Genomic DNA, 22,243 nt, shown 5'->3' on the forward strand with positions numbered 1-22,243 from the left:
TAAAGATCATCAATTTGACGGTATGGAAAAATTGACAATTAATGGTTGTAAAACCAAAATAATTGATGAAATAAATCAAAACTTCTTAAAACTATCCTTATCGTATATTGGTTTAATACTATAATCAATTGATTTACTCATGGCTAAAAAAGCAGTTTCTAAATCTTCAATTCAAAAAGGTTATCAAAATTTCCTCTTAGATGAAGGAAAAAAACCTGAGACAGTTCGAATCTTCAGTAATTATCTGAAAATTTCAGATGATGAATTTTATAAGCATTATGGTTCACTAAAAAATATAGAAGCATCTATTTGGGAAGATTATTACCTCAAAACAATGAAGGTAATCGATAACGATCCTGATTTTGAAGAGATGAGTTCAAGAGAAAAGCATCTGTCATTTTTATATACCCTTTTAGAAGTTATAAAGTCGGATAGATCTTATATACTATACAAATTAGAAGGCAAGAAGCCTACAGAGCTTCCTACCGAGCTAAGAAAAACTCAAAAGCTTATTAATGACTCGGATATTGATTGGGCAAAAACCTTTGAATTCCTTCCAGGAAAGGAACAGGATGGTACTCAAGCAGCTTATAAAAAAGTTTTGTGGTCCCACACTATAGCCATGCTTATGTTCTGGGTAAAAGACGATTCTGGTGATGCTAAAGATACGGACGTCTTTATTGAAAAATCAACGCGAACCGCATTTGATATTGGCGAACTTCCTGCACTTGAATCCATTGTTGACCTTAGTAAATTTTTCCTACAAAAAATGGGCTTTTCAAAAGCTACCGCATAATGGCAAAAGAACTTGATCGAATTCCAATTGGCAAAGTAAAACGTGCCAGTAAGTTTGTTTCTACTGGAGCAAAGGTGGGTGTCAACTATGTAAAAGCTTACAGTAAGGCGGCTATCAAAGGCAAGCTGGACAAGGAAGAGCTAGATACAGAAAATGCAAAAGACATTTATAACTCATTGAGTGAATTAAAAGGAAGCGCACTCAAGATGGCTCAACTATTGAGTATGGATCAAAATGTATTGCCAAAAGCTTATTCTGATAAGTTTGCAATGGCCCAATATAGCGCTCCTCCTCTATCCTACCCATTAGTTAAGAAAACATTCAAACAAAATCTGGGGAAGGAGCCGAACGAAATATTCAATGACTTCAGCAAAACGGCCAGCAACGCTGCATCCATGGGTCAAGTACATAAAGCTGAATTGGACGGAAAACTATTGGCAGTAAAAGTTCAATATCCTGGTGTAGGCGATAGCATCAAAAGTGATCTAAAACTAGCTAAGCCATTTGCTCTCAAATTGATGAATGTCAAAGGGAAAGAGGTTGAGCCATACATGAAAGAGGTGGAAGGAAAGTTGCTGGAAGAGGCGGACTATGCGCTTGAACTAAAACAATCCATGGATTTTGCAGAGAAATGCAAAAATATCGATGGTGTCTTTTTTCCAACATACTACCCGGAACTCTCAGCTAATCAAATATTAACGATGAGCTGGCTCGATGGTGAGCCTATTGGTGCGTGGATGAAACGAGAGCAAAAACAAGAAGATAGAGATAGACTCGGACAAATTTTGTGGAACTTCTATATGTTTCAGATGCATGAGCTACGTATGATGCATGCAGACCCACATCCGGGAAATTTCATTATCGACGAGAAAAATGATCTTGGAGTTATCGACTTTGGGTGTATCAAACATATTCCAGATGACTTTTATGATGCTTACTTCGAGCTGGCAAGCAATACAGTACTTGAAGATGCTGAAAGAGTAAATGAGCTATTCAAACGCCTAGAAATCATCCGTCCGACAGACCCTGAAAAAGACGTAAAAATTGTTACCGCAATGTTTACGGACTTAATCAAATTGCTTGCAAGGCCTTTCAATGATGGCATATTCGATTTCAGCGATGATTCTTATTTCACTGAGATCTATATGATGGGAGATAATCTCGCTAAAGATCCAGAGATGAGCAGACTTCAAGCAAGAGGATCAAGACATTTCATCTACTTCAACAGGACATTCTTTGGTCTATACAATATTCTTCATGCCTTAGGAGCTAAAGTAGATTGTACGAAGATTGACTTTTTGAAAGCGGTCGTATGAAATGATTTTCAGTTTAACTCCCTCACCCGGAGGGAGAATATTCTTTAAATGTTCTATTTTCGAGGGTTATAGAACAACATTATATGACCACAAAACGAGAACCCACATTACTGGAATCTTTCATACCCATCATTTTCTTGATACTACTTCTGGTAGTGAATGTCGGGATATTTGGAAGTGAGGCACTCGGAGGCTCTAATCAAATCGTTCTCATACTGTCTGCAGGAGTAGCTGCCATTGTAGCTTTCAAAATTGGTTACAAGTGGGAAGAGATTCAAACAGGTATTGTAAAAAGTATCAGTTCAGCAATGGCGTCCATTCTAATACTACTGCTTATTGGAGCTTTGGCAGGTGCATGGATGCTCAGTGGTGTAGTACCTGCAATGATTTATTACGGCCTGCAGATTCTTAATCCTACCATTTTTCTAGTTGCTGCATGCATCGTCTGTTCCATTGTATCTATAGCAACCGGTAGTTCATGGACAACAGCAGCCACAGTGGGTATTGCATTAATTGGGATAGGTCAAGCTTTAGGTATATCAGAAGGGTTGGTCGCTGGAGCGATTCTTTCAGGAGCATATTTTGGAGATAAGATGTCTCCCCTATCCGATACAACAAATCTTGCCCCTGCCATGGCGGGAACAGATCTTTTTACTCACATTCGATACATGACAATCACCACTGTTCCATCAATCATTCTAGCACTTATTATTTTTTTGGTGATAGGATTCACAAATTCCGCTGATGGAGCAATCGAAGGGAAGGCTGCAATACTTGAAGCCATTGATTCTACATTCAATATTTCTGGATGGTTATTTATTGTACCAATAGTTGTGGTTGTGTTGATTGTAAAAAAGATGCCAGCATTACCTGCTCTGCTTATAGGAACACTTCTTGGGGTTGTTTTTGCGTTGATTTTTCAGCCAAATCTAGTAGCTGAAGTGGCCGCAACAGCCAGCTTTGACGGTAAACTTTACGACGATTTTTATAGCATTTCTCCAGCTCTCACAAATGGCTTCATTGGAACTATGCAGGCTATGTTTGGAGACATTGCGTTCACAACAGGAAATGGAGTTCTAGATGACGAAGGATTATTAAGCAGTTCTGGTATGGCAGGTATGCTAGGGACCATTTGGTTAATACTTTCAGCAATGATTTTTGGAGGTGTAATGGAAGGATCGGGAATGCTTAAGCGAATTGCCTCAGCAATTATCTCTAAGGTAAACTCTACAGGGTCACTTATATCTTCTACAGTTGGAACTTGTGTATTTTTCAATCTAACTGCCTCAGATCAATATTTAGCCATAGTAGTTCCAGGAAGAATGTATGCTGATACCTATCGCGAAAAAGGATTGGCTCCTGAAAATCTTAGTCGGACACTGGAGGATTCAGGTACGGTAACTTCCGTTATGATCCCTTGGAATACATGCGGTGCATATCACTCTACAGTCCTGGGAGTAGCAACACTCTCCTATTTACCATTCTGTTTCTTTAATATCATTAGTCCTATCATGACAATGATAGTAGGTTACACAGGCTACAAGATCAAAAAACTGGGAGCTAAAAGTGAATAACAGATTTACTGAAAATATCACCAAGGAAGATATTCAAGCCCTACCGCTACAAGCTTTCGAAGGAGAAATAAATGTCATCGAAACAGAAGAAGATTGTAACGAAGCAGTACATATTCTGAATAAAGAATCCGTCATTGGTTTTGACACTGAAGCTAAGCCTGCTTTCAATAAAGGTGAGTACAATCATACCGCTTTAGTTCAGCTGTCTACGCTTGATGAAGCTTTCCTTTTTCGATTGAATAAGATGGGTTATCCAAAATCCCTTTTCAATCTATTTGAAAACGAATCGATTCTAAAGTTAGGAATAAGTATCACTGATGACCTCAAAGACTTGCAAAAGGTTAGAAAGTTTATGCCCGGATCATTCGTGGATATGAATGATGTTGCAAGAGATTTAGGAGTAGTTCACATGGGTGTCAAGAAATTAGCTGCCATATTTTTGGACGCTCGAATATCGAAAAATCAACAGGTATCAAACTGGGAAAATGAGACACTTAGCCCTGCTCAACAAAAATATGCAGCCACAGATGCCTGGATATGTCTGGCTATTCATGATGAATTAAGAAAAAGAGGATACGCTTAACTTCATCTTATTTTTTATCTTTCATTATGGCAAAAAGTGAAGCGACAGAAGAAACGATTCAATTATACGCTGATTTGTTAAAATCAGTTGGTCTCGAGCAAAAAGGAAAAAACATGCCGTACACCTCGTTAAATGGCAACATGTTTTCGTTCGTAGCAAAAGAGGGCTATGTAGCTATCAGACTATCCAAAGAAGATAAAGAAGACTTTATGAAGAAGTACAATGCAGAACCAGCTATATCCTATGGTGCTGTAATGAACGGCTATGTTCATGTACCAGACAGCATGCTAAAAAAAACCAATGAAATCAGCGAATACATGCAAAAGAGTTTTGAGTTCGCTCAAACGCTGAAGCCTAAGCCAACAAAGAAAAAATGATATTTAGAGAATTAGATAAAATCAACTCAAAGGAAATCTTACCTGGATATACGGTAAGGTTTGTTCATTCAGAGCGAATGACTTTCGCTTATTGGGATGTGAAAAAAGGAAGTCCGCTTCCAGAGCACTCACACCACCATGAACAAGTAGCGAATGTACTTGAAGGAGAATATGAGCTAACAGTAAATGGGGAAACTAAAAGACTGGTTCCAGGAGATGTAGCTGTCATTCCATCCAATATTCCACATTCTGGTGTGGCAATTACCGATTGTAAATTGTTGGATGTTTTTGCCCCAGTGCGTGAAGATTACCTTGGTACGACGGAATAGAAATAAAAAGAGCGATTCAAAATTTGAATCGCTCTTTTTCAATTATTTCATCAAAACTATCCAGGCCAGTTGCCTGACGCAACCTCATTGCCTTCACTATCATAATTGGTATAAGTTCCAGCAGTTCCTGTTGAATTCCATGTAGCTTCATAGAACAAAACCCCATCTAGTCTATAACTCAACGTTCCAGAGTTATCCGCATTTATTTTGATAGAAAGCAAAAATCCAGCGTCATCATTTGAAGCCGTATAGTCAAATGAACCATCACTATTTTCTTTCCATGTATATGCAATGATAATTTCTGAACCCGCTTCAACATCAGTTGGGTCACCTGCATAGATGTTCATAAGCCCTTCTCGTAAGTCAGCTTTAGACTCCTCAGCATAGATCAATAGATTAAAATCAACACCGTTTTGAGAAGTCAATACCTGAAACGTATACTTATCTGAGGTCTCGCAAATTTGATAAGCCACTGTAAAGGACTCTACACCATCAGATGCCGTATACGTATAAACTACAGCATCGCCACCGCATGTCCCAATAGGCGTATTCGTCTTTATAGATCCTTGAGTTTCCTCAAAGAAACCAAGGTAAAGGGTCATCAGGTTGGCTATTGAAAGTTGCGATGCAATCTGTGTTGCATTTGCATCTCCAGAACTACTGAGGTTGGAAATGATTGTCTGATCTACTGGTGGATTAGACTGATCAAAGACAAACTCTAATTCACTCAGGTCAGTAGTTACATCATCTCCATCATCCTTACTACATGATACATTAAATATCAAAGAGACGACAGCTAAAAGCAGTACAATTTTTTTAAGGTGTTTCATTTTTATTCTCTTAAAAAGATAAATTTTTCTTATTTAAATACAAAAGTAAGAATCTGTTCGGAATAGCTCTCATATTATTGATATTTTCGATTATGGAAGTCGACGAAATAAGAAAAAAAATCGAAGAAGAAATAACTAAAACCCAAAACCTCATTGATGATTACAAGGAACAGTCGAAACCTGTTTCATTGGATAGCTCAATAGGTCGAATTTCCAGAATGGATGCCATCAATAACAAGAGTATCACTGAATCAGCTTTGCGCCAAGCTGAAGGTAAACTTTCCAAACTTCATCAAGCATTTGACAATATAGACAAACCGGATTTTGGAAAGTGTATCCGATGCAACCAAACCATTCCGATTGGAAGAATCCTCCTAATGCCTGAAAGTAATAAATGTGTGAATTGTGCCCGATAAGAAAAAAGTAGTCTTTCATTGGAGTTCTGGAAAAGATTCGGCTTTAGCTCTATTTAGACTTTTACAGAAAAAAGAATTTCAGGTTGATCAATTGCTAACTACCATCAATGAGCATTATCAGAGAGTAACCATGCATGGAACTCCCTACCCAATCTTACAAAGACAGCTTGATGCTACAGGGATTGATTGGTCGACGGTATCCATACCAAAAGAGGCTTCCATGGATATTTATGAAGAAAGGATGAATCGTGTAATGAGTCGTGTAAAAGAAAATGGGTATACCTATTCTGCATATGGCGACATCTTTCTTGCAGACTTAAAGAAGTATAGAGAATCAGAAATGGAAAAAATGGGAATGAAAACCGTATTCCCTCTTTGGCAAGAAGATACGCGAATGCTAATCGACGAATTCATTGATTCTGGCTTCAAAGCAATTGTTGTTTGCGCGAACGATACATTAGGAAAGAAATTTTTAGGAAGAGAGATAGATCATTCATTCATTGCTGATTTACCCAATGGAATTGATCCCTGTGGGGAAAATGGGGAATTCCATACATTTTGCTATGATGGACCAATTTTCAAACAGCCAATTCAATTCCAGTTGGGAGAAAAAATCAAGCGATCATACCCTGACCCATCTGGTAAAGGCTTGATGGACTTTTGGTTCATCGACATAATTGATCTAGAACCATTTTCAAAAAATAAAGGTTAACCCTTCTTTATGAGTAAAAATAAGAACGTCACCTTTGCCTGGGCAGTCCGAAACATCATCTGGCCAAGAAGAAAAACCATCTTCATCGGGCTATTACTAATCATTATCAGTAGGCCTGCAGGCCTGGTTCTTCCAGCAGCCACTAAATATCTACTTGATGATGCTGTCCCAAATAAGGATTTTGAGATGCTCAAACTGATAGTCATTGTCATCGTAATCTCATTAGCCGTACAGGCGGTTTCCTCTTTCCTCCTTACACGGATATTGAGTGTAGAAGCTCAATTTCTAATCTCAGAGCTAAGAGTAAAAGTCCAGAAAAAGATTCTATCTCTCCCTATCAATTTCTTTGATAACAATAAGTCTGGAGCCTTAGTATCCCGAATCATGACTGATGTGGAGGGCGTTAGAAATTTGGTAGGCACTGGACTTGTGCAACTTATCGGAGGCACAATTACCTCCGTATTAGCTTTGATATTGCTACTCAGAATTAGCCCTTCCATGACCATATTCACCTTAATTCCAGTTGGGCTCTTTGCCGTGATTGCGATGAAGGCGTTTGGAAGGATAAGACCCATCTTCCGTGAGAGAGGAAAACTGAATGCAGAAGTCACTGGGCGATTAACGGAAACTCTCAATGGCGTTAGAGTAATTAAAGGATTTAACGCTGAAGAATCTGAAAACAAAACATTTGAGGATGGGGCCAGAAGCCTATATGAAAATGTGAAATCAAGCTTAACAGCTACAGCACTTGTCACCAGTTCCGGCACTTTTCTGATTGGTTTCGCCAGTGCTGGAATCCTGGCAATGGGTGGTTACTATATGATAGAAGATAATCTGACTGCTGGAGAATTGATTTCTTTCATTTCCTTACTTGCCTTCATGATTGCTCCGATTGTGCAAATGAGTAATATTGGAAGCCAGCTTACTGAAGCATTCGCAGGACTTGATCGTACGGAGGAAATCATGAAAATGGATCCAGAAGACATGACAGAAGATCGACCAATCTTGCTTGATCAAGTCCACGGTGATATCGTCTTTGAAAATGTATCCTTCGCATACGAAGAAGGCAAAGAAGTATTGAAAGATATCTCATTCAAAGCTCCTCCGGGATCAGTAACAGCTCTGGTGGGAAGTTCTGGTTCAGGCAAATCTACTACTGCTAGTTTGGCTGCTACATTTTTAAGTGCCGAAAAAGGAATACTTACGATTGATGGTCATGATATGACTAAAGTGAATCTTTCAAGTTATCGGAGACATCTGGGAGTTGTGTTGCAAGATGATTTTCTGTTTGAAGGGACTATTCGTGAAAATATTCTTTTCCCCAGACCCGATGCAACCGAATCAGAACTACAAGATGCAGTAAAAGGAGCTTACGTTAATGAATTCACTGATCGCTTTGAAGATGGGCTTAATACCGTCATTGGTGAGCGCGGCGTGAAACTATCCGGAGGACAAAAGCAACGGATTTCCATTGCGCGTGCATTACTGGCTAACCCGAAAGTCATCATTCTGGATGAGGCTACATCTAATTTGGATACCGAAAGTGAGACCTATATTCAAAAGAGCTTGGATGGCTTAATGAAAGATCGGACTACCTTTGTGATTGCGCACAGACTAAGTACCATCCGTAAAGCAAATCAGATTTTAGTGATAGAAGAAGGTCAGATCGTAGAGCGCGGAACACACGATGAACTTATTGCAAAGGAAGGAAGATACTTTGAGCTATATACATATCAAAGCAGAATTTAAGCCGCAATGATCAAGTAATGGATGAAATAAAGAAATACCACCTTTACAAAGACGATCACTCAAAATTACATTTTCAGATTAATGATGCTGCTAGCTATTGTGCTAAAAATGAAGCTCATTGCTATAAGCCACATCAACATTCTTTCTATCAGTTCATTTGGTTTCAAGAAAGTGGGTTACACTATGTAGACTATGAGGTTATCGAGCACCAAGCAAATACACTCTTCTTTTTAGATAAAAAACAGGTACATAACTTCTGTAAGGATTCTTCAAACAAGGGGATTTTGTTTCATTTCGATGAAGTATTTCTACATCAGCAAGACCCAGAGGCAGACGGCTGGCTTCAACATAAGCTATTCAATGCCATTGGTCCTCCATATATTCAGCTAACAGAGGGAGAAGTAAATTTTTTCAAAATGATCGCTGAAAAATTAGGTAAGGAGATGGAAAACAAAGACTACAACTACGCAAAACAGGTTTTTTACCTATTCCGACTTTTAACCTTATCTATTGAGCGACAGAAGCATATTCAGTCCGATATTTCATCAATAAGCGATAAAGATTATAAGATCGCCGTAGCGTTTAAAAAAGCAATTCAAGAAAATATCCATGCCTTTTTAAGTGTTGATCAATTCAGTGAAAAAATCGGTGTGAGCCCAAAGAAATTGACTAGTATTTCAAAAAAATACCTGGACGATACTCCACTGAATGTTATTCATGCAAGAAAAATTCTTGAAGCCAAACGGCAACTGTCAAATACAAATACTTCGATCAAGGAATTGGCTTATTCGTTAGGCTTTGATCAACCCACCTACTTCACGAAATACTTCAAAAAACATACAGGTCTTACACCAAAGGAATTCACAAATCAAGTTCTTTGATTTACCATTATTTGACTCAATACTATCATTTTGTTTGACTTCCATGCTTCATTTTTGCACTCACTAGAATGAAGGAATCAAAAAAGGAAATCACAATCATTGGAGCTGGGCTCACTGGCCTTACGCTTGCATACATTCTAAAAAAAGAAAATTATTCAATACGTATAATTGAGGCTCGAGAAGAGATCGGCGGTCGAATACTATCCGTCAGGAAAGAAAACCTTGCCCCTCTGGAAATGGGTGCAACATGGTTTGGGCACAAGCATACTCAGATCAATGAAATACTTGCTGATTTAGGAATTAATTCTTTTGAACAGCGACTTGGGGAAAACGCTATATATGAGCCTCTATCTACCAGTCCTCCTCAGCTTGTCAAACTCCCTCCTAATGGTGATGAATCAAGTTTCCGAATAAAAGATGGATCTATTTCACTTATTCAGTGCTTGGCAAATCACCTGCAGTCTGCTTGTGAAATCTTCACCTCCAAAAAGGTAATCTCTATTGAGAAAAGTACCGATGGCATATGCGTCAAAACCGAGAACGATGAGTTTAAAAGTGATGTTGTGGTTTCTACATTGCCACCCTACCTACTATTAAAGACGGTAAGCTTTTCCCCAGCCCTACATCCGAAAGTAAGAGAGGTTATGAGAGAGACTCACACATGGATGGGCGAATCAATCAAAGTAGGCTTAAACTATAAAAAGCCATTTTGGCGAAAAGCCAATTTGAGCGGGACTATCTTCAGTAACGTAGGGCCTATTCCTGAAATGTATGATCACGCTAATTTTGAAGATTCACACTTCGCGTTGAAAGGCTTTTTGAATGGTGCTTACTTTGCCCTGAAGAAAGAAGAGAGACTTGGGTTAATCTTGACCCAACTTCGAAAATATTTTGGAAATCAAGCAGATGATTTCATTTGGTACGAAGAGAAAGTATGGAGAAATGATCCTCTGACTTTTTCACCCTATGAATCAGACATCCTTCCTCATCAGAACAATGGTCATCCTGTTTTTGCGCAACCATTATTAGATAATACCTTTTTCATTGCAGGTTCTGAAACAGCTTCACAATTTCCAGGTTACATGGAAGGAGCCATTCGCAGTGCACAATATGTAGCCGCTTCAATTAAAGGAATGTCGAAATAACAGATTGATTTTACCATTCTTCGTCCTGTTTTTACCATTTCTACTCTTCGAGCAATTCTAGCTTTGAGTCAATCAAAAATTAAAGACGATGACAAAACAAGCATTAATTATTGGCGGCACAAGTGGTATAGGAAAAGCCATAGCAGAACAGTTACTCAATGACGGTGTAACTGTCCACTTGGTAGGAAGAAGTCCAGAAAAGATTGACGATAACCAACAACTGATCAAGTACAAGACTGACATCACCAATTCAGATGATGTAAAAAAACTTATTGATCAGATTGAACAATTTAATGGATTGGACTACTTGGTGAATGCCTCTGGTATTTTTGACCCCAAACCATTTTTAGACCATTCTGTAGAAGATTATGACTCCTATCTGGATTTGAACCGAGGGTTCTTTTTTATCACTCAAGCTGCTGCCAAAGTAATGAAAAACAGCAACGGAGGATCAATTGTAAACGTGGGATCAATGTGGGCTAAGCAAGCAGTCAAAGCAACACCTTCGTCCGCTTACTCTATGCAAAAGGCTGGACTTCATTCATTTACTCAACATCTCGCAATGGAGTTGGCAGATCACAAGATTCGAGTAAATGCCGTATCTCCAGCAGTAGTAGATACACCAGTTTATCACGGGGTATTTGGTAGCGAAGAGGCAGCCAAAGAAGCACTCGTAGGTTTCAATAACTTTCATCCCATTGGACGGAATGGTACCGCTAATGATATCGCTTCTGCAATTCACTTTTTACTGTCTGATCAATCCAGTTGGATCACAGGATCTATTTTGGATATTGATGGCGGTGTGATGGCTGGAAGAAATTAAAATCACTAAACAAAGCAATATGAAATTCTCTAAATCAATACTTTTCTTATCGGCTATTGCCGTGTTCACTTTTATAACATTAACAAGCATGTCCAATTCAAATCAAAGCAGTTCAGGAGCTTATCTTGAAATAACACTAGATATCAAAGATGAAAATCGAAGCAACGCCGGAGCTGTGTACGTTAAATACAAGCAGCCATTCCTAGATCGAATCAAAGGAGCAGTTTCAAAACAGTTACTCCTTAGATCAGACGATGTTCAGGTATTGCATGGATTCAAAACAGAAGAAGACGTCAATGAATATTTGAAATCGGAATTGTTTCAACAGGATGTAGTAAGGGAACTAAAGCCATATCTTGAAAGTGATCCTGAAATTAGAATTTATTCTGTTTTCTCCAATTAGATATACAAAGTATCACAGTTTGATTAAGGGCTTACTTAACGTGAGCCCTTTTTCTATTTCACATCTACTATATTTAATAGATGGATGAAATACGTCAGTCCCTACCTTTTTTAAGCAATGAACTTATCACAAAGATCAAAGAAGTATCAACCATAAATGAGATACCAAAAGACACTGAAATCTTACGAGAGGGGCAATTCGTCAAGGTAATCCCGGTTGTATTATCTGGATTGGTTAAAGTGTTTTCTAGGTTTGGTGATAAAGAACTACTGCTCTATTATATAAGGCCAAAAGAAAGTTGCATTATGTCTTTTGCATCTAGTCTCGAAAATGATCCTAGCAAGGTATTTGCCAAAACAGAAGAAGACTCAAAAGTTCTTCTACTCCCCGTCAAGGAAGTCTCTAATTGGATTCAACAATTCCCTAGCATCAACACTCTTTTCTATCAACAATACAATTTGCGTTATAGTGAACTCTTAGACACGATTAACCATGTAATTTTTGACAAAATGGATAAGCGACTCAACGATTATCTTGTTGAAAAAAGTAAGCTTACCAAACAACACTTTATTAAGATCTCTCATCGTCAAATCGCTAGCGAGTTAGGTACTGCTCGAGAGGTTATTTCCAGAGTTATGAAGAAATTAGAGAATGAAGGTAAAATACTCCAACATTCCAATGGAATAGAAATTAAGTCCTGGTGACTTATGTCACTGTTTCCAATCATTTGACCTTTTAGTTTTGATCTCATGAATAGAGAAAAAGCAGCTAAACTGGTAGGCGTATGCATCGTATGCGTAAGTATCATTTATGGTCTTTTTCTCATCATAGAATTTTTGTCTAACTAAATATTACATAAATGAAAAAGAACATGGGATCTGCAGATAGAGTTATCCGAGGGATAATCGCTGCAGTCATAGCATATCTGTACTTTACCAATGTTATAGGTGGAACCTTAGGATTAGTACTCCTCATTTTAGGAGTCGTATTCCTACTTACAAGCTTTATCAGTTTCTGCCCGCTTTATGCTCCTTTCAGGCTCAGTACATATCGCACAAAAAAGGATAAATAAAAAAATAGCCTCTTTAGGGAGGCTACCTTTTCTACTATGATAAAAACTTTCTTATTCATTTCTGATGCTCTCTGTAGGATCAGATATGGCTGCTTTGTATGTCTTAATAGAGACTGTAAGAAGAGCGATAAAAACAGTTAGTACACCACCTATTAGAAACACATACCAGTGATCGATTACTTCTATCCGATACGCATATCCGCTTAGCCATTCTTTGATAAAATACCAGACGATGGGAATGGATATTCCGGAAGCAATCAATACCAGCCATACAAATTCCTTCGAAATCAATCCAATAATTTGCTGAACTGTAGCTCCAAGAATTTTTCGTATACCTAACTCCTTTTGTCTCTGCTGAGCGGCATAGGTAGCCAATCCAAAAATACCTAAGCATGCAAGAAAAATGGAGACTGCTGAGAAAGCACTAAAGACTCTTGCTTGTTGATGTTCTTTCTCATATAGTTTCTTTAGACTGTCATCCAAAAACTGATATGCCATAGGATATTCAGGAAAAAGTTCTGTAAAGGTTTGACCCATGAAAAGCAATCCATCTTTCATGTTTACCATATTGATTTTTACCGCCAGTCTTCGGTGAAATCCACCTGAAAGAATAGCTAAAGGTTCAATCTCATCCTTCAATGTACTAAAGTGATAATCTGCAGCTACGCCAATAACAGGTACATTTTCAATATCCCATCCTGGCATACTAATCTTTCTTCCAAGAACTTCTTCCGGCTCTAAACCCAACTCCACAACGGATCGCTTATTTAATATCACAGTAAATTCTTCATCTGTACTTATATCTTTGGAAAAGGCTCTACCAGCGATCATATCAATGCCCATGACATCAAAATAATCAGTATCAGTAAAAAGCGTGCGCATACGATAGGTTTCAGGCAATCCGGTCACCTCGAAGCTTGAAGCATCATGAAAACCACCGGGAGCTCCGGATATTTTCGTCACTCCCTTAATATTCGCATTAGCCAGTAATCTGTTTTTGAATTCCTCGCGTTGAGAACGAATTTCAGAATTGTTCAATTCTACTAAAACAATCGCTTCTTTGTGAAAACCAAGGTCTTTGGAATTGAGGTAATTGGTTTGAACGGATATCAGCATGGAGGCTACAATTAAGAAGATAGAGATCGCAAACTGTGTAATAACCAATGCCTTTCTCAAACCAACATTTTTTCCTGAAGTCAACTTACTTCCTTTTAAGATAGTGACCGACTTAAACGACGATAGTAAAAAAGCCGGATAGACCCCTGAGCTAAGCAGTATAATGATGACCAATGAAGTAAAAAATATGAGCACGTTTGTATCTACCCAATTCAGCACTACGTCTAAACCAAAAAAAGAATTGAATGCCTGATCTAGCAATTCGCACAATGTGATGGATATCGCGATAGATAAGAACAATATCATCAATGACTCGCTAAGAAATTGAAAAACTAATCGCCATTTGGAACCACCAAGTACTTTTCTTACACCTACTTCTTTAGCACGCATAAACGATTGAGCTATAGACAGGTTGACATAATTGAAGCATGCGATAAACAAGATTGCTATGGCTACAGCACCGAGTGTAAGAATAGAAGAAAAACTTCCATGTTTAGAAGTATCGTACCTAGTTTCGTTGTTGAAATAGATATCATCTAGTCTTTCAAGTTCCAATCCCACCCTACTACCTGACCTGGCGAAATCATCTCCCATATATTTCTCCATAAATTGGTCCAACTGACCTTCTAAATTAGAGGCAACTTGAGGATTCGCTATCTTCACATAGGTATTTAAGCTATTATTCCACCACCCACTAAACCAATCAAAACCCTCAAAAATAGAGATAGGTAAAATAATGTTAAAGTCTAAGTGCGTATTTCCGGGAAGCTCAGACAATACTCCGGAAACAATGAATTCGTATTCGTTATCCACCCGAATGATTTCACCAATTGGGTTGGCATCCCCGAAGTATTTTTTTGCTGTTTCGCTAGAAAGAACAGCTGAGTTACCTGTAGCAAGTACTGTTTCCTTATCGCCATCTTTTAATGGATAAGTAAAGAATTCAAAAAAATTATCATCCACGAAAACGATATTATCCTCCAGAAATTTCTTATTTGCTATTTCAACTAATCCATCATCCGAAACAACCCGGGTAGTCGAAAGAATATCAGACGGATAATCATTGATAAGCGCTTTAGCATATGGAGCAGACGTCACACCTATTCGATAAGGTGTACCATTCATTTCTGATACTCTTATGGTTCGATAAATCTGATCACCATCTGCATGAAAGTCATCCGTTGTAATCTCTGAGTAAATGTAGAAGTACAAAAAAATTGTTGCGACAAGTCCCATCGTAAAACCAAAGAGGCTTATCAATGAAGTGGATAGATGCCGATACAAATTTCTGAAAGTAAGAATCGGGTTGAAAATAAACATAGTCCTTGATTTTGAGTTTTTGAAAGATTTTAGTGTAGATGGTCTCAGATAGTTAAAAACCTGATACCAGTATTTTAGTCCATTGAATGAGCTGCCAGAAGATTCAGCATAATATTGCTCCAGGTCCCCTTGCAGTTCTTCTACTAGCTCATCTTTGCAAAACCAGCGGATTAGTTTAAGTGAAAGCTTCGGTGGTTGAGATGAATTAGGCATGACTAAACTTTAGTTCGAATGACGGAACCTGATTCCAGAGGCTGGCACGCATTTCTTTCACCTCATTCAATGTTACTTTTCCATCAGCGGTCAACTCATAGATTCGCTTTCTTCTCCCTCCTCGCTCCTGGGTAGCTCCTCCCATTGCTGATTTAAGAAAGTCCTTTTTTTCTAGCCTCGTCAGTGTGGTGTGAAGTGCTCCCATCGAAATCGAACGATTAACTTGTTTCTTGATTTCATCTTTGATTCGAAGCATGTAAGCCTCGTCTTGTAATATCAGTACAACAAGAAGTAGTAACTCTTCAAACTCGCCAAGATTCGTTCCTTTCATTTTATTAGTTTCTATTTTGCAGTATTTACGAAAACAAAAATTATTTGTTTCCATTTTGTATAAACAAATAATTAATCGACTCAGCCGGCTAGATATCCTAGATCAGCTTTACTTTGCACGTTCATGAACCGAGTAACAATTAGTCAGATCAAAAATGAAATAGAGATATCTACTGCTCGAAGTGGTGGGCCTGGTGGACAGCATGTCAATAAAGTAGAAACTAAAGTCATTCTCAGATTCAATGTCATTAACTCTCGTTCGCTTACCGATATCGAGAAAGAAATAATCAAGGCTGCACATGAAACAAAACTCACCAAAGAAGGTGAGCTCATAATTACCTCTGACGAAAAGCGCTCCCAACTAAAAAACAAGGAAATTGCCTTCAAAAAATTAGACCGCCTACTAACTAAAGCCTTCGTTAAAAAGAAAATTCGTAAGTCAACACAACCAACCAAAGCAGCAAAAAAGAAGCGACTGGACGCAAAAAAGAAACATAGCGAAAAGAAGAAAATGAGGCAAAAACCAATCTAAATACATATTTAAGTAAAATGCTTAAATGTATTTAGGATTTTACCCGCAATCCCATAGAGGCTAGATTCCCTTAGTCTTGTAGTGTATAACATTAGTTATGATAGCATTAATTTTCTCAATAATACTAGTAGGTCTATTTATTCCCACAGATCAAATATGGTTTACTAGAAAAAGAAAACGATTAGGGTGATTATTTGTAGAAATGTTTTCCGATCACGAGTGATCGGAAACTTTTCTGCAATATTTTTGAATCCTAATGAAAAATCTCCTCTCCGTATTTTTCTTACTTACAAGCTTAATTGCCACTGCTCAGAATTTCCTATCGTGGCAATTCAACGATAGATACTTTTCAGTTTCATTGGGAACTGGCACTTCTACCTATTTAGGAGAACTCAATAATCGGAACAGCATAAACAATAATCTTTCCTTAATTAGCGGAGGAATAGAGGCCAGGCTTTTAAATAGAGTGGCTGCAAGAGTTGACCTAAGTTACTTCTCATTAAAAGGATCCGATTCAAATGCGGGTGACAGCACATTCCAGCGTCAACGTAACCTCTCGTTCAATTCCAGAAATTTTCATACTCAACTACACCTCATCTATTATTTAAAACCCTATAAAGGTGATTATTATAAAAGATGGAATTTTGATCCATTCCTATTCTCAGGTGTAGGGTATATGAAATTTAATCCGACAGCAGAACTTGGAGGAGAACGATATAATCTTAGAGAAGCACAAACAGAAGGTGTTCAATACAAAAAATGGGTAACCACCATCCCTATTGGCATTGGTGGAAAATTTAAAGTGAACGAGTTCTTTAATGTAAACCTTGAAATATCTTATCACTTTACATTTACTGATTATCTAGATGACGTGTCGGATAGGTATGCACTTGAATTTCAAAGCACTACTTCAGAATTTTTGAGTGATCGTAAAGATGAAATTGGCGTAATCGATCCTGAGATTTATGATCAAATCCTGCCCGGAGCTGTAAGGGGTAATCCTGATGACAATGATAGTTTCTTGCAAATAAGCTTAAGAGCCGAAATTTTTATCCCTCCTAATCTTTTCAAGAAAAAGAAAAAAGCAATTATTAAGAAGCCTTCGGCTTATTGATTACAATATTCCCTGACCTTTTCTATTACATAAGCCTGCTCACTCTCTGTTAAACCAGTTCCTGAAGGCAAGCATATTCCTTTTTGGAAAATCTGTTCACACTTTCCAGTACCATAAAACTTGAAAGCATTGTAAGCTTCATGAAGATGTAGTGGTTTCCAAACTTCTCTGGATTCAATATCTTGTTCATAAAGGGCTTCAATCAATCCTTTTACCTCCACCCTTTTAACAAGCCCGGTTGTCAACCACCTATTTGAGTAGTCATCAGACTCTGGGCCAAACTCAATAAAACCTGAAAGCTCTTCCTTATAACGATCATAGATAACCCTTTTCTTTTTAATGAAAAATGATAGTTTATTCAGTTGACCTAATCCAATTCCAGCAAGGACATTGCTCATTCTGTAGTTAAACCCCTTGACCTTATGATCATAGCCGTGGTTCCCTGAATTAGCCTGAGAAGCCAGGTACCTCCCTTGCTCCTTATCTTTCTCACTACAAACCAAAGCGCCACCCGCACTTGTGGTGATAATCTTATTTCCATTAAAAGATAGTACACCAAAATCTCCAAAACCTCCAACTTGTCGATCCCGTACTTTAGCCCCCAGAGCCTCCGCTGCATCCTCTATAACTCTTACACAATACTTTTTTGCGATTCTACAGACTTTTTCAATTTCAGCTGGCGTACCAAATAGATGAGTAACGATAAGTGCTTTTGGTAATCGTTTTGCATTCTTCAAATAGTCCTCCAATACCTCTGGATCTAAATTCCAGGTATACTCTTCACTATCTATGAATATGGGAACTGCTCTTTCATAAAGTATGACGTTTGCACATGCTGCAAAAGTGAAACTACTGACCAGCACGTGATCCCCCTCTTCTACTCCAGAGAGAATTAGGGCTAGATGAAGAGCAGAAGTACCTGAGTTTAATGCAAGCACACTTCTATCACCATAATAATCAGCCAATAAATCTTCGAATTCATCAATGGCGCTACCAACCGAAGATACCCAGCCACTATCGATGACATGAGAAATTTCACTTAGTTCTTTTTTTCCAACATTTGGTGGAGATAGATATATCATTTTCTAGTCACCTCTTCTTTGCGTAATCACTGAATGTAATCGTTTTCCCATCCTGAAAATTAGTTGGAGAAAACCTAACTAACTCGACCACTGTCTTCATCAAAATCTTTATGTCAAACAAAAAACAAGCATTCTTAACATAGTAAATATCTAGCTCCATTCTTTTACCCCAGTCGATGAGGTTGCGACCATTAACCTGCGCCCATCCAGTTATTCCAGGTTTCACGTAATGTCTACACTTTTCTTGATCATTATAAAAGGGTAAGTATTCAACAAGTAAAGGTCTGGGTCCCACCAATGACATTTCATTTTTAAGAACGTTCCATAACTGAGGCAATTCATCTAGTGAAGTTCTCCTGATAAATTTTCCAACCTTGGATACTGAAAGTTCTTCATCCGCCATCTGCATTGATCGAAACTTAACGAGACTAAACAATTCCTCATTTTTTCCTACTCTTTGCTGGACAAAAAATGGATTACTTCGATAATACAACCCAATAATGATGGCAATCAATAGCATTAGAGGTAGAGTAATAATGAAAAGAATCAATCCCACGAACCAATCAAATGCGGGCTTTATCACTATAAGATACAAATTACTTCCTCTCATCAACTTAAAAATAGGCATTGCCCCATTTATTTGATATTTTTCACCTACAAATTAAGTTAGCAATCAATCAGCATGAAATAAGCCTACAAATGGCTATAAGCAAATGAAGACTTTTCGTTTCGTTCTCTCTTTTAGTATCACTCTAGCATTAGCAATAGCATTAAACTCTAAAATTGGAGAAGTTCCTCCATTAGGCAAGTTTCTTAGTCCTTTTCATGGGTTTTGGCAAAATGCCGAGAATGAAGCTATCGACCTTCAATCCAAGACAGTAGATGATCTACTGACGGATAGTGTAAATGTTTATTTTGATGAGCATCTAATCCCTCATGTTTTTGCTAGCAATGAAAAAGACTTATTCTTTACACAAGGTTATGTAACAGCCTATCACAGGCTCTGGCAGATGGAATTTCAGTTGTATTCAGCAGCCGGAAGATTGGCTGAAATCTTAGGTCCAAAGATTGGGAATACAAGTCTTGTTGATGTGGATAGAAGAATGCGCAGAATAGGATTGATGTATGGTGCCCAAAAATCTGAGGAGAAGTTCAAGAAAGAAGATCCAGAAATTTTTAAGTTAATAGAAGCTTACACTGCCGGTGTGAATGCCTATATAGAAGAACTATCATATGCAGATTTACCTATTGAATACAAGCTGCTGGACTACAAACCTGAAAAATGGACCTCTCTGAAATGCTTCCTTCTCATCTCTAACATGAACAATATGCTATCTAGAGGTGAAATGGATTTGGAACATACCAATGCTTTGAAAAAATGGGGGCGTGAAACTTTTGAGATCTTATACCCTGAAAGACCAGATTCGGTAGATGCCGTTATTCCTTCAAGTACAGAGTTTGACTTTGAACCTTTGATAGTAGAAAAACCTGATGTAAACTTTCCTTTGGTATTTACTGATCCCATCATCAATAAGCCGGATCCAGATAACGGGAGTAACAGTTTTGTGGTAAACGGAGAAAAAACGGCTAATGGAAGAGTTATCTTAACTAACGAGCCAGACCTTAGTCTAAACCTTCCCAGCATTTGGTATATCATGCAGCTAAACTCACCTACCATCAATACCATGGGAGCTACACTACCTGGTGGACCTAGCGTCATTGTGGGATTCAATGATTCTATCGCCTGGGGAAATACAAATGCAAAGCGTGACTTGGTGGATTGGTATTACATTCAATTCAAAGACAACCAACGAAACGAATATTTATACAATGACAACTGGGTTCCTACCCGGAAAGTCATTGAAGAAATTAAAGTGAAAGGCTCATTTAGCTACTACGATACGATCGTATATACACATCACGGACCTGTAGTTTATGACAGAAACTTTAGTGGCAGTCGTGCAGAAATAACAAATCTTGCTATGAAATGGACAGCCCATGAAGGAGGCAAAGAAATCAAAGCTTTGTACTTGGGTAATAAAGCCGAAAACTACGAGGAATTTGTTGACGCATTCAGTCATTTCGCAGGACCACCCCAGAATTATTCTTTTGCATCAGTAAATGGCGATATCGCTTTATGGGTCAATGGAAAATTTCCAGTGAAATGGGAAGAGCAGGGCAAATTTCTTATGGATGGCAGCAATATTGAACATGAATGGAAAGATTACATGCCTCATGAACACAACCTGCATGTGTTAAATCCTTCACAAAATTTTGTTAGTTCCGCAAATCAACATGCTGCTGATACGCTTTATCCTTATTATCAATACGATTATAACTACGAGTACTATCGAGGAAGAAGAATTAATGACAGACTGAAGGTAATGGATGATATTAAAGTAGAAGATATGATGGCTTTACAGCATGATAACTTCAATTACAATGCGTCTGAAGCTCTACCGATGATGTTGGACAGTTTGGATTCTGCTTCTTTCAGCGATCTTGAATGGAGTTATTACGATAAACTCACAGGTTGGGACTTCTTCAACGAACCTGACAGGCAAGCTCCTACCATTTATGAGGTGTGGTGGCGAAAACTCAATAGTAAACTTTGGGATGAAATTGACAGCAGCAATGTTGCTGTCTATCGACCAAATTGGTTTAACACAGTAGCTATTATGAAAAATAAGCCTGATTTTTTCATGATTGACAATCAATCAACAGACCTGATTGAAACTACCGGCGATTTGTTCCGTCAGACATTTAGTGAAACCATCGTGTCACTTGAAAAGTACCTGGAGAAAGAAGACAATTCTTTACTATGGTATCAATTCAAAAACACAACCATTAGGCATTTGCTTAGGATTGGCCCTTTTAATAAAGATAAAGTCAAAATAGGTGGCAATAGGTCTATTGTCAATGCAGCATCCAGTAGACACGGACCTTCCTGGAGAATGGTAGTAGAATTGGGAGATGGGGAGGTCAACGCATGGGGAGTATACCCCGGAAGTCAGACAGGTAACCCAGGAAATCCTAAATATGGGCACATGATAGGAGACTGGGCAAGTGGAAACTACTATAAGTTGCTATTCACTCCATCACTATCCGCTAATGATGATGCCATTGTTCACACAGTAACATTAAAACCAGAGTAATGAAATTAATAATTCGATTGATAATTATAGGAGCGCTAACCTATCTGCTTTCCCCCATATCAGGATGGTGGATTTGTATGGTCATCGCTTTTGTGGTCTGCTACATATCACAATCCTCTGGACTCAATGCATTTGTGGCCGGGTTTCTTGGAGTTGGTTTGGTTTGGATGGGACACGCCTGGAAACTGGATGTCAAAAATGAATCTTCTTTTTCAAGCGTAATTGCGGATATCATGCAACTTAGCGACCCTATCTTTTTAATTTTCGCAACAGGTTTGATTGGAGGACTAGCTGGAGGATTTGCCTCTCTTTCCGGCACCACATTCCGTCAACTATTTATAAAGCAGAAAAAAAGAAGCCTATATAGTTAAGATC

24 protein-coding genes are annotated in these 22,243 nt (G+C 38.2%); 19 read left to right on the forward strand and 5 right to left on the reverse strand.

Going from position 1 to position 22,243, the window contains the following annotated elements; genetic code table 11:
• The first annotated feature begins 139 nt into the window (after positions 1-139).
• The 6 genes from ABJQ32_02805 to ABJQ32_02830 all read left to right on the forward strand — a co-directional run bounded on the left by ABJQ32_02805 (position 140) and on the right by ABJQ32_02830 (position 4,975).
• Positions 140-796 (forward strand): hypothetical protein, encoded by a 657-nt coding sequence (locus ABJQ32_02805; protein ID MEP5288548.1) that lies wholly within the window; start codon positions 140-142, stop codon positions 794-796.
• On the forward strand, positions 796-2,112 hold the full coding sequence (locus ABJQ32_02810) for an AarF/ABC1/UbiB kinase family protein (GenBank protein ID MEP5288549.1): 1,317 nt from the start codon (positions 796-798) through the stop codon (positions 2,110-2,112). The genes ABJQ32_02805 and ABJQ32_02810 overlap by 1 nt, the downstream gene beginning before the upstream one ends.
• 83 nt (positions 2,113-2,195) lie before the next feature.
• Positions 2,196-3,686 carry a Na+/H+ antiporter NhaC gene (gene nhaC, locus ABJQ32_02815; protein MEP5288550.1) on the forward strand — a complete coding sequence of 497 codons (1,491 nt, stop codon included), beginning with the start codon at positions 2,196-2,198 and terminating at the stop codon, positions 3,684-3,686.
• Positions 3,679-4,269: a 3'-5' exonuclease gene (locus ABJQ32_02820; GenBank protein ID MEP5288551.1), complete on the forward strand. Its 591-nt coding sequence runs from the start codon at positions 3,679-3,681 to the stop codon at positions 4,267-4,269. Before nhaC ends, ABJQ32_02820 begins: the two co-directional genes overlap by 8 nt.
• A gap of 26 nt (positions 4,270-4,295) precedes the next feature.
• A complete protein-coding gene (locus ABJQ32_02825; GenBank protein ID MEP5288552.1) occupies positions 4,296-4,646 on the forward strand; it encodes a hypothetical protein in 351 nt (116 codons plus the stop codon).
• Positions 4,643-4,975 carry a cupin domain-containing protein gene (locus ABJQ32_02830; GenBank protein MEP5288553.1) on the forward strand — a complete coding sequence of 111 codons (333 nt, stop codon included), beginning with the start codon at positions 4,643-4,645 and terminating at the stop codon, positions 4,973-4,975. The genes ABJQ32_02825 and ABJQ32_02830 overlap by 4 nt, the downstream gene beginning before the upstream one ends.
• Before the next feature lie 56 nt (positions 4,976-5,031).
• Here ABJQ32_02830 and ABJQ32_02835 read toward each other — a convergent pair whose 3' ends face one another.
• On the reverse strand, positions 5,032-5,805 hold the full coding sequence (locus ABJQ32_02835; GenBank protein MEP5288554.1) for a hypothetical protein: 774 nt from the start codon (positions 5,803-5,805) through the stop codon (positions 5,032-5,034).
• Positions 5,806-5,897: 92 nt separating this feature from the next.
• On the opposite strand from ABJQ32_02835, the gene ABJQ32_02840 reads away from it, so the two are divergent.
• From ABJQ32_02840 to ABJQ32_02880, 9 genes are all read left to right on the forward strand, one after another.
• Positions 5,898-6,221 (forward strand): TraR/DksA C4-type zinc finger protein, encoded by a 324-nt coding sequence (locus tag ABJQ32_02840; protein MEP5288555.1) that lies wholly within the window; start codon positions 5,898-5,900, stop codon positions 6,219-6,221.
• Positions 6,211-6,933: a diphthine--ammonia ligase gene (locus tag ABJQ32_02845; GenBank protein MEP5288556.1), complete on the forward strand. Its 723-nt coding sequence runs from the start codon at positions 6,211-6,213 to the stop codon at positions 6,931-6,933. Before ABJQ32_02840 ends, ABJQ32_02845 begins: the two co-directional genes overlap by 11 nt.
• A 9-nt stretch (positions 6,934-6,942) precedes the next feature.
• Positions 6,943-8,682 carry an ABC transporter ATP-binding protein gene (locus tag ABJQ32_02850; protein ID MEP5288557.1) on the forward strand — a complete coding sequence of 580 codons (1,740 nt, stop codon included), beginning with the start codon at positions 6,943-6,945 and terminating at the stop codon, positions 8,680-8,682.
• Between the two features lie 17 nt (positions 8,683-8,699).
• Entirely contained in the window at positions 8,700-9,563 is an 864-nt protein-coding gene (locus ABJQ32_02855) for a helix-turn-helix transcriptional regulator (GenBank protein MEP5288558.1), read from the forward strand.
• Between the two features lie 68 nt (positions 9,564-9,631).
• Entirely contained in the window at positions 9,632-10,708 is a 1,077-nt protein-coding gene (locus ABJQ32_02860; protein ID MEP5288559.1) for an NAD(P)/FAD-dependent oxidoreductase, read from the forward strand.
• 88 nt (positions 10,709-10,796) lie between these two features.
• On the forward strand, positions 10,797-11,531 hold the full coding sequence (locus ABJQ32_02865; GenBank protein MEP5288560.1) for an SDR family oxidoreductase: 735 nt from the start codon (positions 10,797-10,799) through the stop codon (positions 11,529-11,531).
• Positions 11,532-11,550: 19 nt separating this feature from the next.
• Positions 11,551-11,934, forward strand: coding sequence for a hypothetical protein (locus ABJQ32_02870; GenBank protein ID MEP5288561.1), 384 nt, complete (start codon positions 11,551-11,553; stop codon positions 11,932-11,934).
• Positions 11,935-12,014: 80 nt separating this feature from the next.
• Positions 12,015-12,638 (forward strand): Crp/Fnr family transcriptional regulator, encoded by a 624-nt coding sequence (locus ABJQ32_02875; GenBank protein MEP5288562.1) that lies wholly within the window; start codon positions 12,015-12,017, stop codon positions 12,636-12,638.
• Between the two features lie 155 nt (positions 12,639-12,793).
• Positions 12,794-13,006: a DUF2892 domain-containing protein gene (locus ABJQ32_02880; GenBank protein ID MEP5288563.1), complete on the forward strand. Its 213-nt coding sequence runs from the start codon at positions 12,794-12,796 to the stop codon at positions 13,004-13,006.
• Between the two features lie 51 nt (positions 13,007-13,057).
• Here ABJQ32_02880 and ABJQ32_02885 read toward each other — a convergent pair whose 3' ends face one another.
• Both ABJQ32_02885 and ABJQ32_02890 read right to left on the reverse strand, forming a co-directional pair.
• Complete coding sequence (locus ABJQ32_02885; protein ID MEP5288564.1) at positions 13,058-15,655, reverse strand: ABC transporter permease; 2,598 nt, start codon at positions 15,653-15,655, stop codon at positions 13,058-13,060.
• Positions 15,648-15,986, reverse strand: a complete 339-nt coding sequence (locus ABJQ32_02890) for a PadR family transcriptional regulator (GenBank protein MEP5288565.1) — start codon at positions 15,984-15,986, stop codon at positions 15,648-15,650. Before ABJQ32_02890 ends, ABJQ32_02885 begins: the two co-directional genes overlap by 8 nt.
• A 123-nt stretch (positions 15,987-16,109) precedes the next feature.
• Between ABJQ32_02890 and arfB the strand changes: the two genes are divergently transcribed.
• Positions 16,110-16,517, forward strand: a complete 408-nt coding sequence (gene arfB, locus ABJQ32_02895; GenBank protein MEP5288566.1) for an alternative ribosome rescue aminoacyl-tRNA hydrolase ArfB — start codon at positions 16,110-16,112, stop codon at positions 16,515-16,517.
• Between the two features lie 256 nt (positions 16,518-16,773).
• A complete protein-coding gene (locus tag ABJQ32_02900; protein ID MEP5288567.1) occupies positions 16,774-17,631 on the forward strand; it encodes a DUF6089 family protein in 858 nt (285 codons plus the stop codon).
• On the opposite strand, the gene ABJQ32_02905 is transcribed toward ABJQ32_02900, so the two are convergent.
• Positions 17,625-18,713 carry an aminotransferase class I/II-fold pyridoxal phosphate-dependent enzyme gene (locus tag ABJQ32_02905; protein MEP5288568.1) on the reverse strand — a complete coding sequence of 363 codons (1,089 nt, stop codon included), beginning with the start codon at positions 18,711-18,713 and terminating at the stop codon, positions 17,625-17,627. The two genes, ABJQ32_02900 and ABJQ32_02905, sit on opposite strands and share 7 nt — an antisense overlap.
• A gap of 7 nt (positions 18,714-18,720) precedes the next feature.
• Positions 18,721-19,341, reverse strand: coding sequence for a sugar transferase (locus ABJQ32_02910; GenBank protein ID MEP5288569.1), 621 nt, complete (start codon positions 19,339-19,341; stop codon positions 18,721-18,723).
• Between the two features lie 85 nt (positions 19,342-19,426).
• On the opposite strand from ABJQ32_02910, the gene ABJQ32_02915 reads away from it, so the two are divergent.
• Together ABJQ32_02915 and ABJQ32_02920 are read left to right on the forward strand one after the other, a co-directional pair.
• A complete protein-coding gene (locus ABJQ32_02915) occupies positions 19,427-21,868 on the forward strand; it encodes a penicillin acylase family protein (protein MEP5288570.1) in 2,442 nt (813 codons plus the stop codon).
• Positions 21,868-22,239, forward strand: a complete 372-nt coding sequence (locus ABJQ32_02920) for a hypothetical protein (GenBank protein MEP5288571.1) — start codon at positions 21,868-21,870, stop codon at positions 22,237-22,239. Before ABJQ32_02915 ends, ABJQ32_02920 begins: the two co-directional genes overlap by 1 nt.
• Positions 22,240-22,243: the final 4 nt, after the last annotated feature.

This window comes from Marinobacter alexandrii (assembly GCA_039984955.1).
GTDB lineage: Bacteria > Bacteroidota > Bacteroidia > Cytophagales > Cyclobacteriaceae > Ekhidna.

Bases quoted from the DNA above. Each gene is read 5' to 3' on its own strand.
- ABJQ32_02810 (MEP5288549.1), top strand. From the start codon at position 796: ATGGCAAAAGAACTTGATCGAATTCCAATTGGCAAAGTAAAACGTGCC.
- ABJQ32_02910 (MEP5288569.1), bottom strand. From the start codon at position 19,341: ATGCCTATTTTTAAGTTGATGAGAGGAAGTAATTTGTATCTTATAGTG.
- ABJQ32_02855 (MEP5288558.1), top strand. From the start codon at position 8,700: ATGGATGAAATAAAGAAATACCACCTTTACAAAGACGATCACTCAAAA.
- ABJQ32_02870 (MEP5288561.1), top strand. From the start codon at position 11,551: ATGAAATTCTCTAAATCAATACTTTTCTTATCGGCTATTGCCGTGTTC.
- ABJQ32_02850 (MEP5288557.1), top strand. From the start codon at position 6,943: ATGAGTAAAAATAAGAACGTCACCTTTGCCTGGGCAGTCCGAAACATC.
- ABJQ32_02860 (MEP5288559.1), top strand. From the start codon at position 9,632: ATGAAGGAATCAAAAAAGGAAATCACAATCATTGGAGCTGGGCTCACT.
- ABJQ32_02825 (MEP5288552.1), top strand. From the start codon at position 4,296: ATGGCAAAAAGTGAAGCGACAGAAGAAACGATTCAATTATACGCTGAT.
- ABJQ32_02805 (MEP5288548.1), top strand. From the start codon at position 140: ATGGCTAAAAAAGCAGTTTCTAAATCTTCAATTCAAAAAGGTTATCAA.
- ABJQ32_02840 (MEP5288555.1), top strand. From the start codon at position 5,898: ATGGAAGTCGACGAAATAAGAAAAAAAATCGAAGAAGAAATAACTAAA.
- arfB (MEP5288566.1), top strand. From the start codon at position 16,110: ATGAACCGAGTAACAATTAGTCAGATCAAAAATGAAATAGAGATATCT.
- nhaC (MEP5288550.1), top strand. From the start codon at position 2,196: ATGACCACAAAACGAGAACCCACATTACTGGAATCTTTCATACCCATC.
- ABJQ32_02885 (MEP5288564.1), bottom strand. From the start codon at position 15,655: ATGCCTAATTCATCTCAACCACCGAAGCTTTCACTTAAACTAATCCGC.
- ABJQ32_02875 (MEP5288562.1), top strand. From the start codon at position 12,015: ATGGATGAAATACGTCAGTCCCTACCTTTTTTAAGCAATGAACTTATC.
- ABJQ32_02880 (MEP5288563.1), top strand. From the start codon at position 12,794: ATGAAAAAGAACATGGGATCTGCAGATAGAGTTATCCGAGGGATAATC.
- ABJQ32_02915 (MEP5288570.1), top strand. From the start codon at position 19,427: ATGAAGACTTTTCGTTTCGTTCTCTCTTTTAGTATCACTCTAGCATTA.
- ABJQ32_02830 (MEP5288553.1), top strand. From the start codon at position 4,643: ATGATATTTAGAGAATTAGATAAAATCAACTCAAAGGAAATCTTACCT.
- ABJQ32_02890 (MEP5288565.1), bottom strand. From the start codon at position 15,986: ATGAAAGGAACGAATCTTGGCGAGTTTGAAGAGTTACTACTTCTTGTT.
- ABJQ32_02920 (MEP5288571.1), top strand. From the start codon at position 21,868: ATGAAATTAATAATTCGATTGATAATTATAGGAGCGCTAACCTATCTG.
- ABJQ32_02835 (MEP5288554.1), bottom strand. From the start codon at position 5,805: ATGAAACACCTTAAAAAAATTGTACTGCTTTTAGCTGTCGTCTCTTTG.
- ABJQ32_02905 (MEP5288568.1), bottom strand. From the start codon at position 18,713: ATGATATATCTATCTCCACCAAATGTTGGAAAAAAAGAACTAAGTGAA.
- ABJQ32_02865 (MEP5288560.1), top strand. From the start codon at position 10,797: ATGACAAAACAAGCATTAATTATTGGCGGCACAAGTGGTATAGGAAAA.
- ABJQ32_02900 (MEP5288567.1), top strand. From the start codon at position 16,774: ATGAAAAATCTCCTCTCCGTATTTTTCTTACTTACAAGCTTAATTGCC.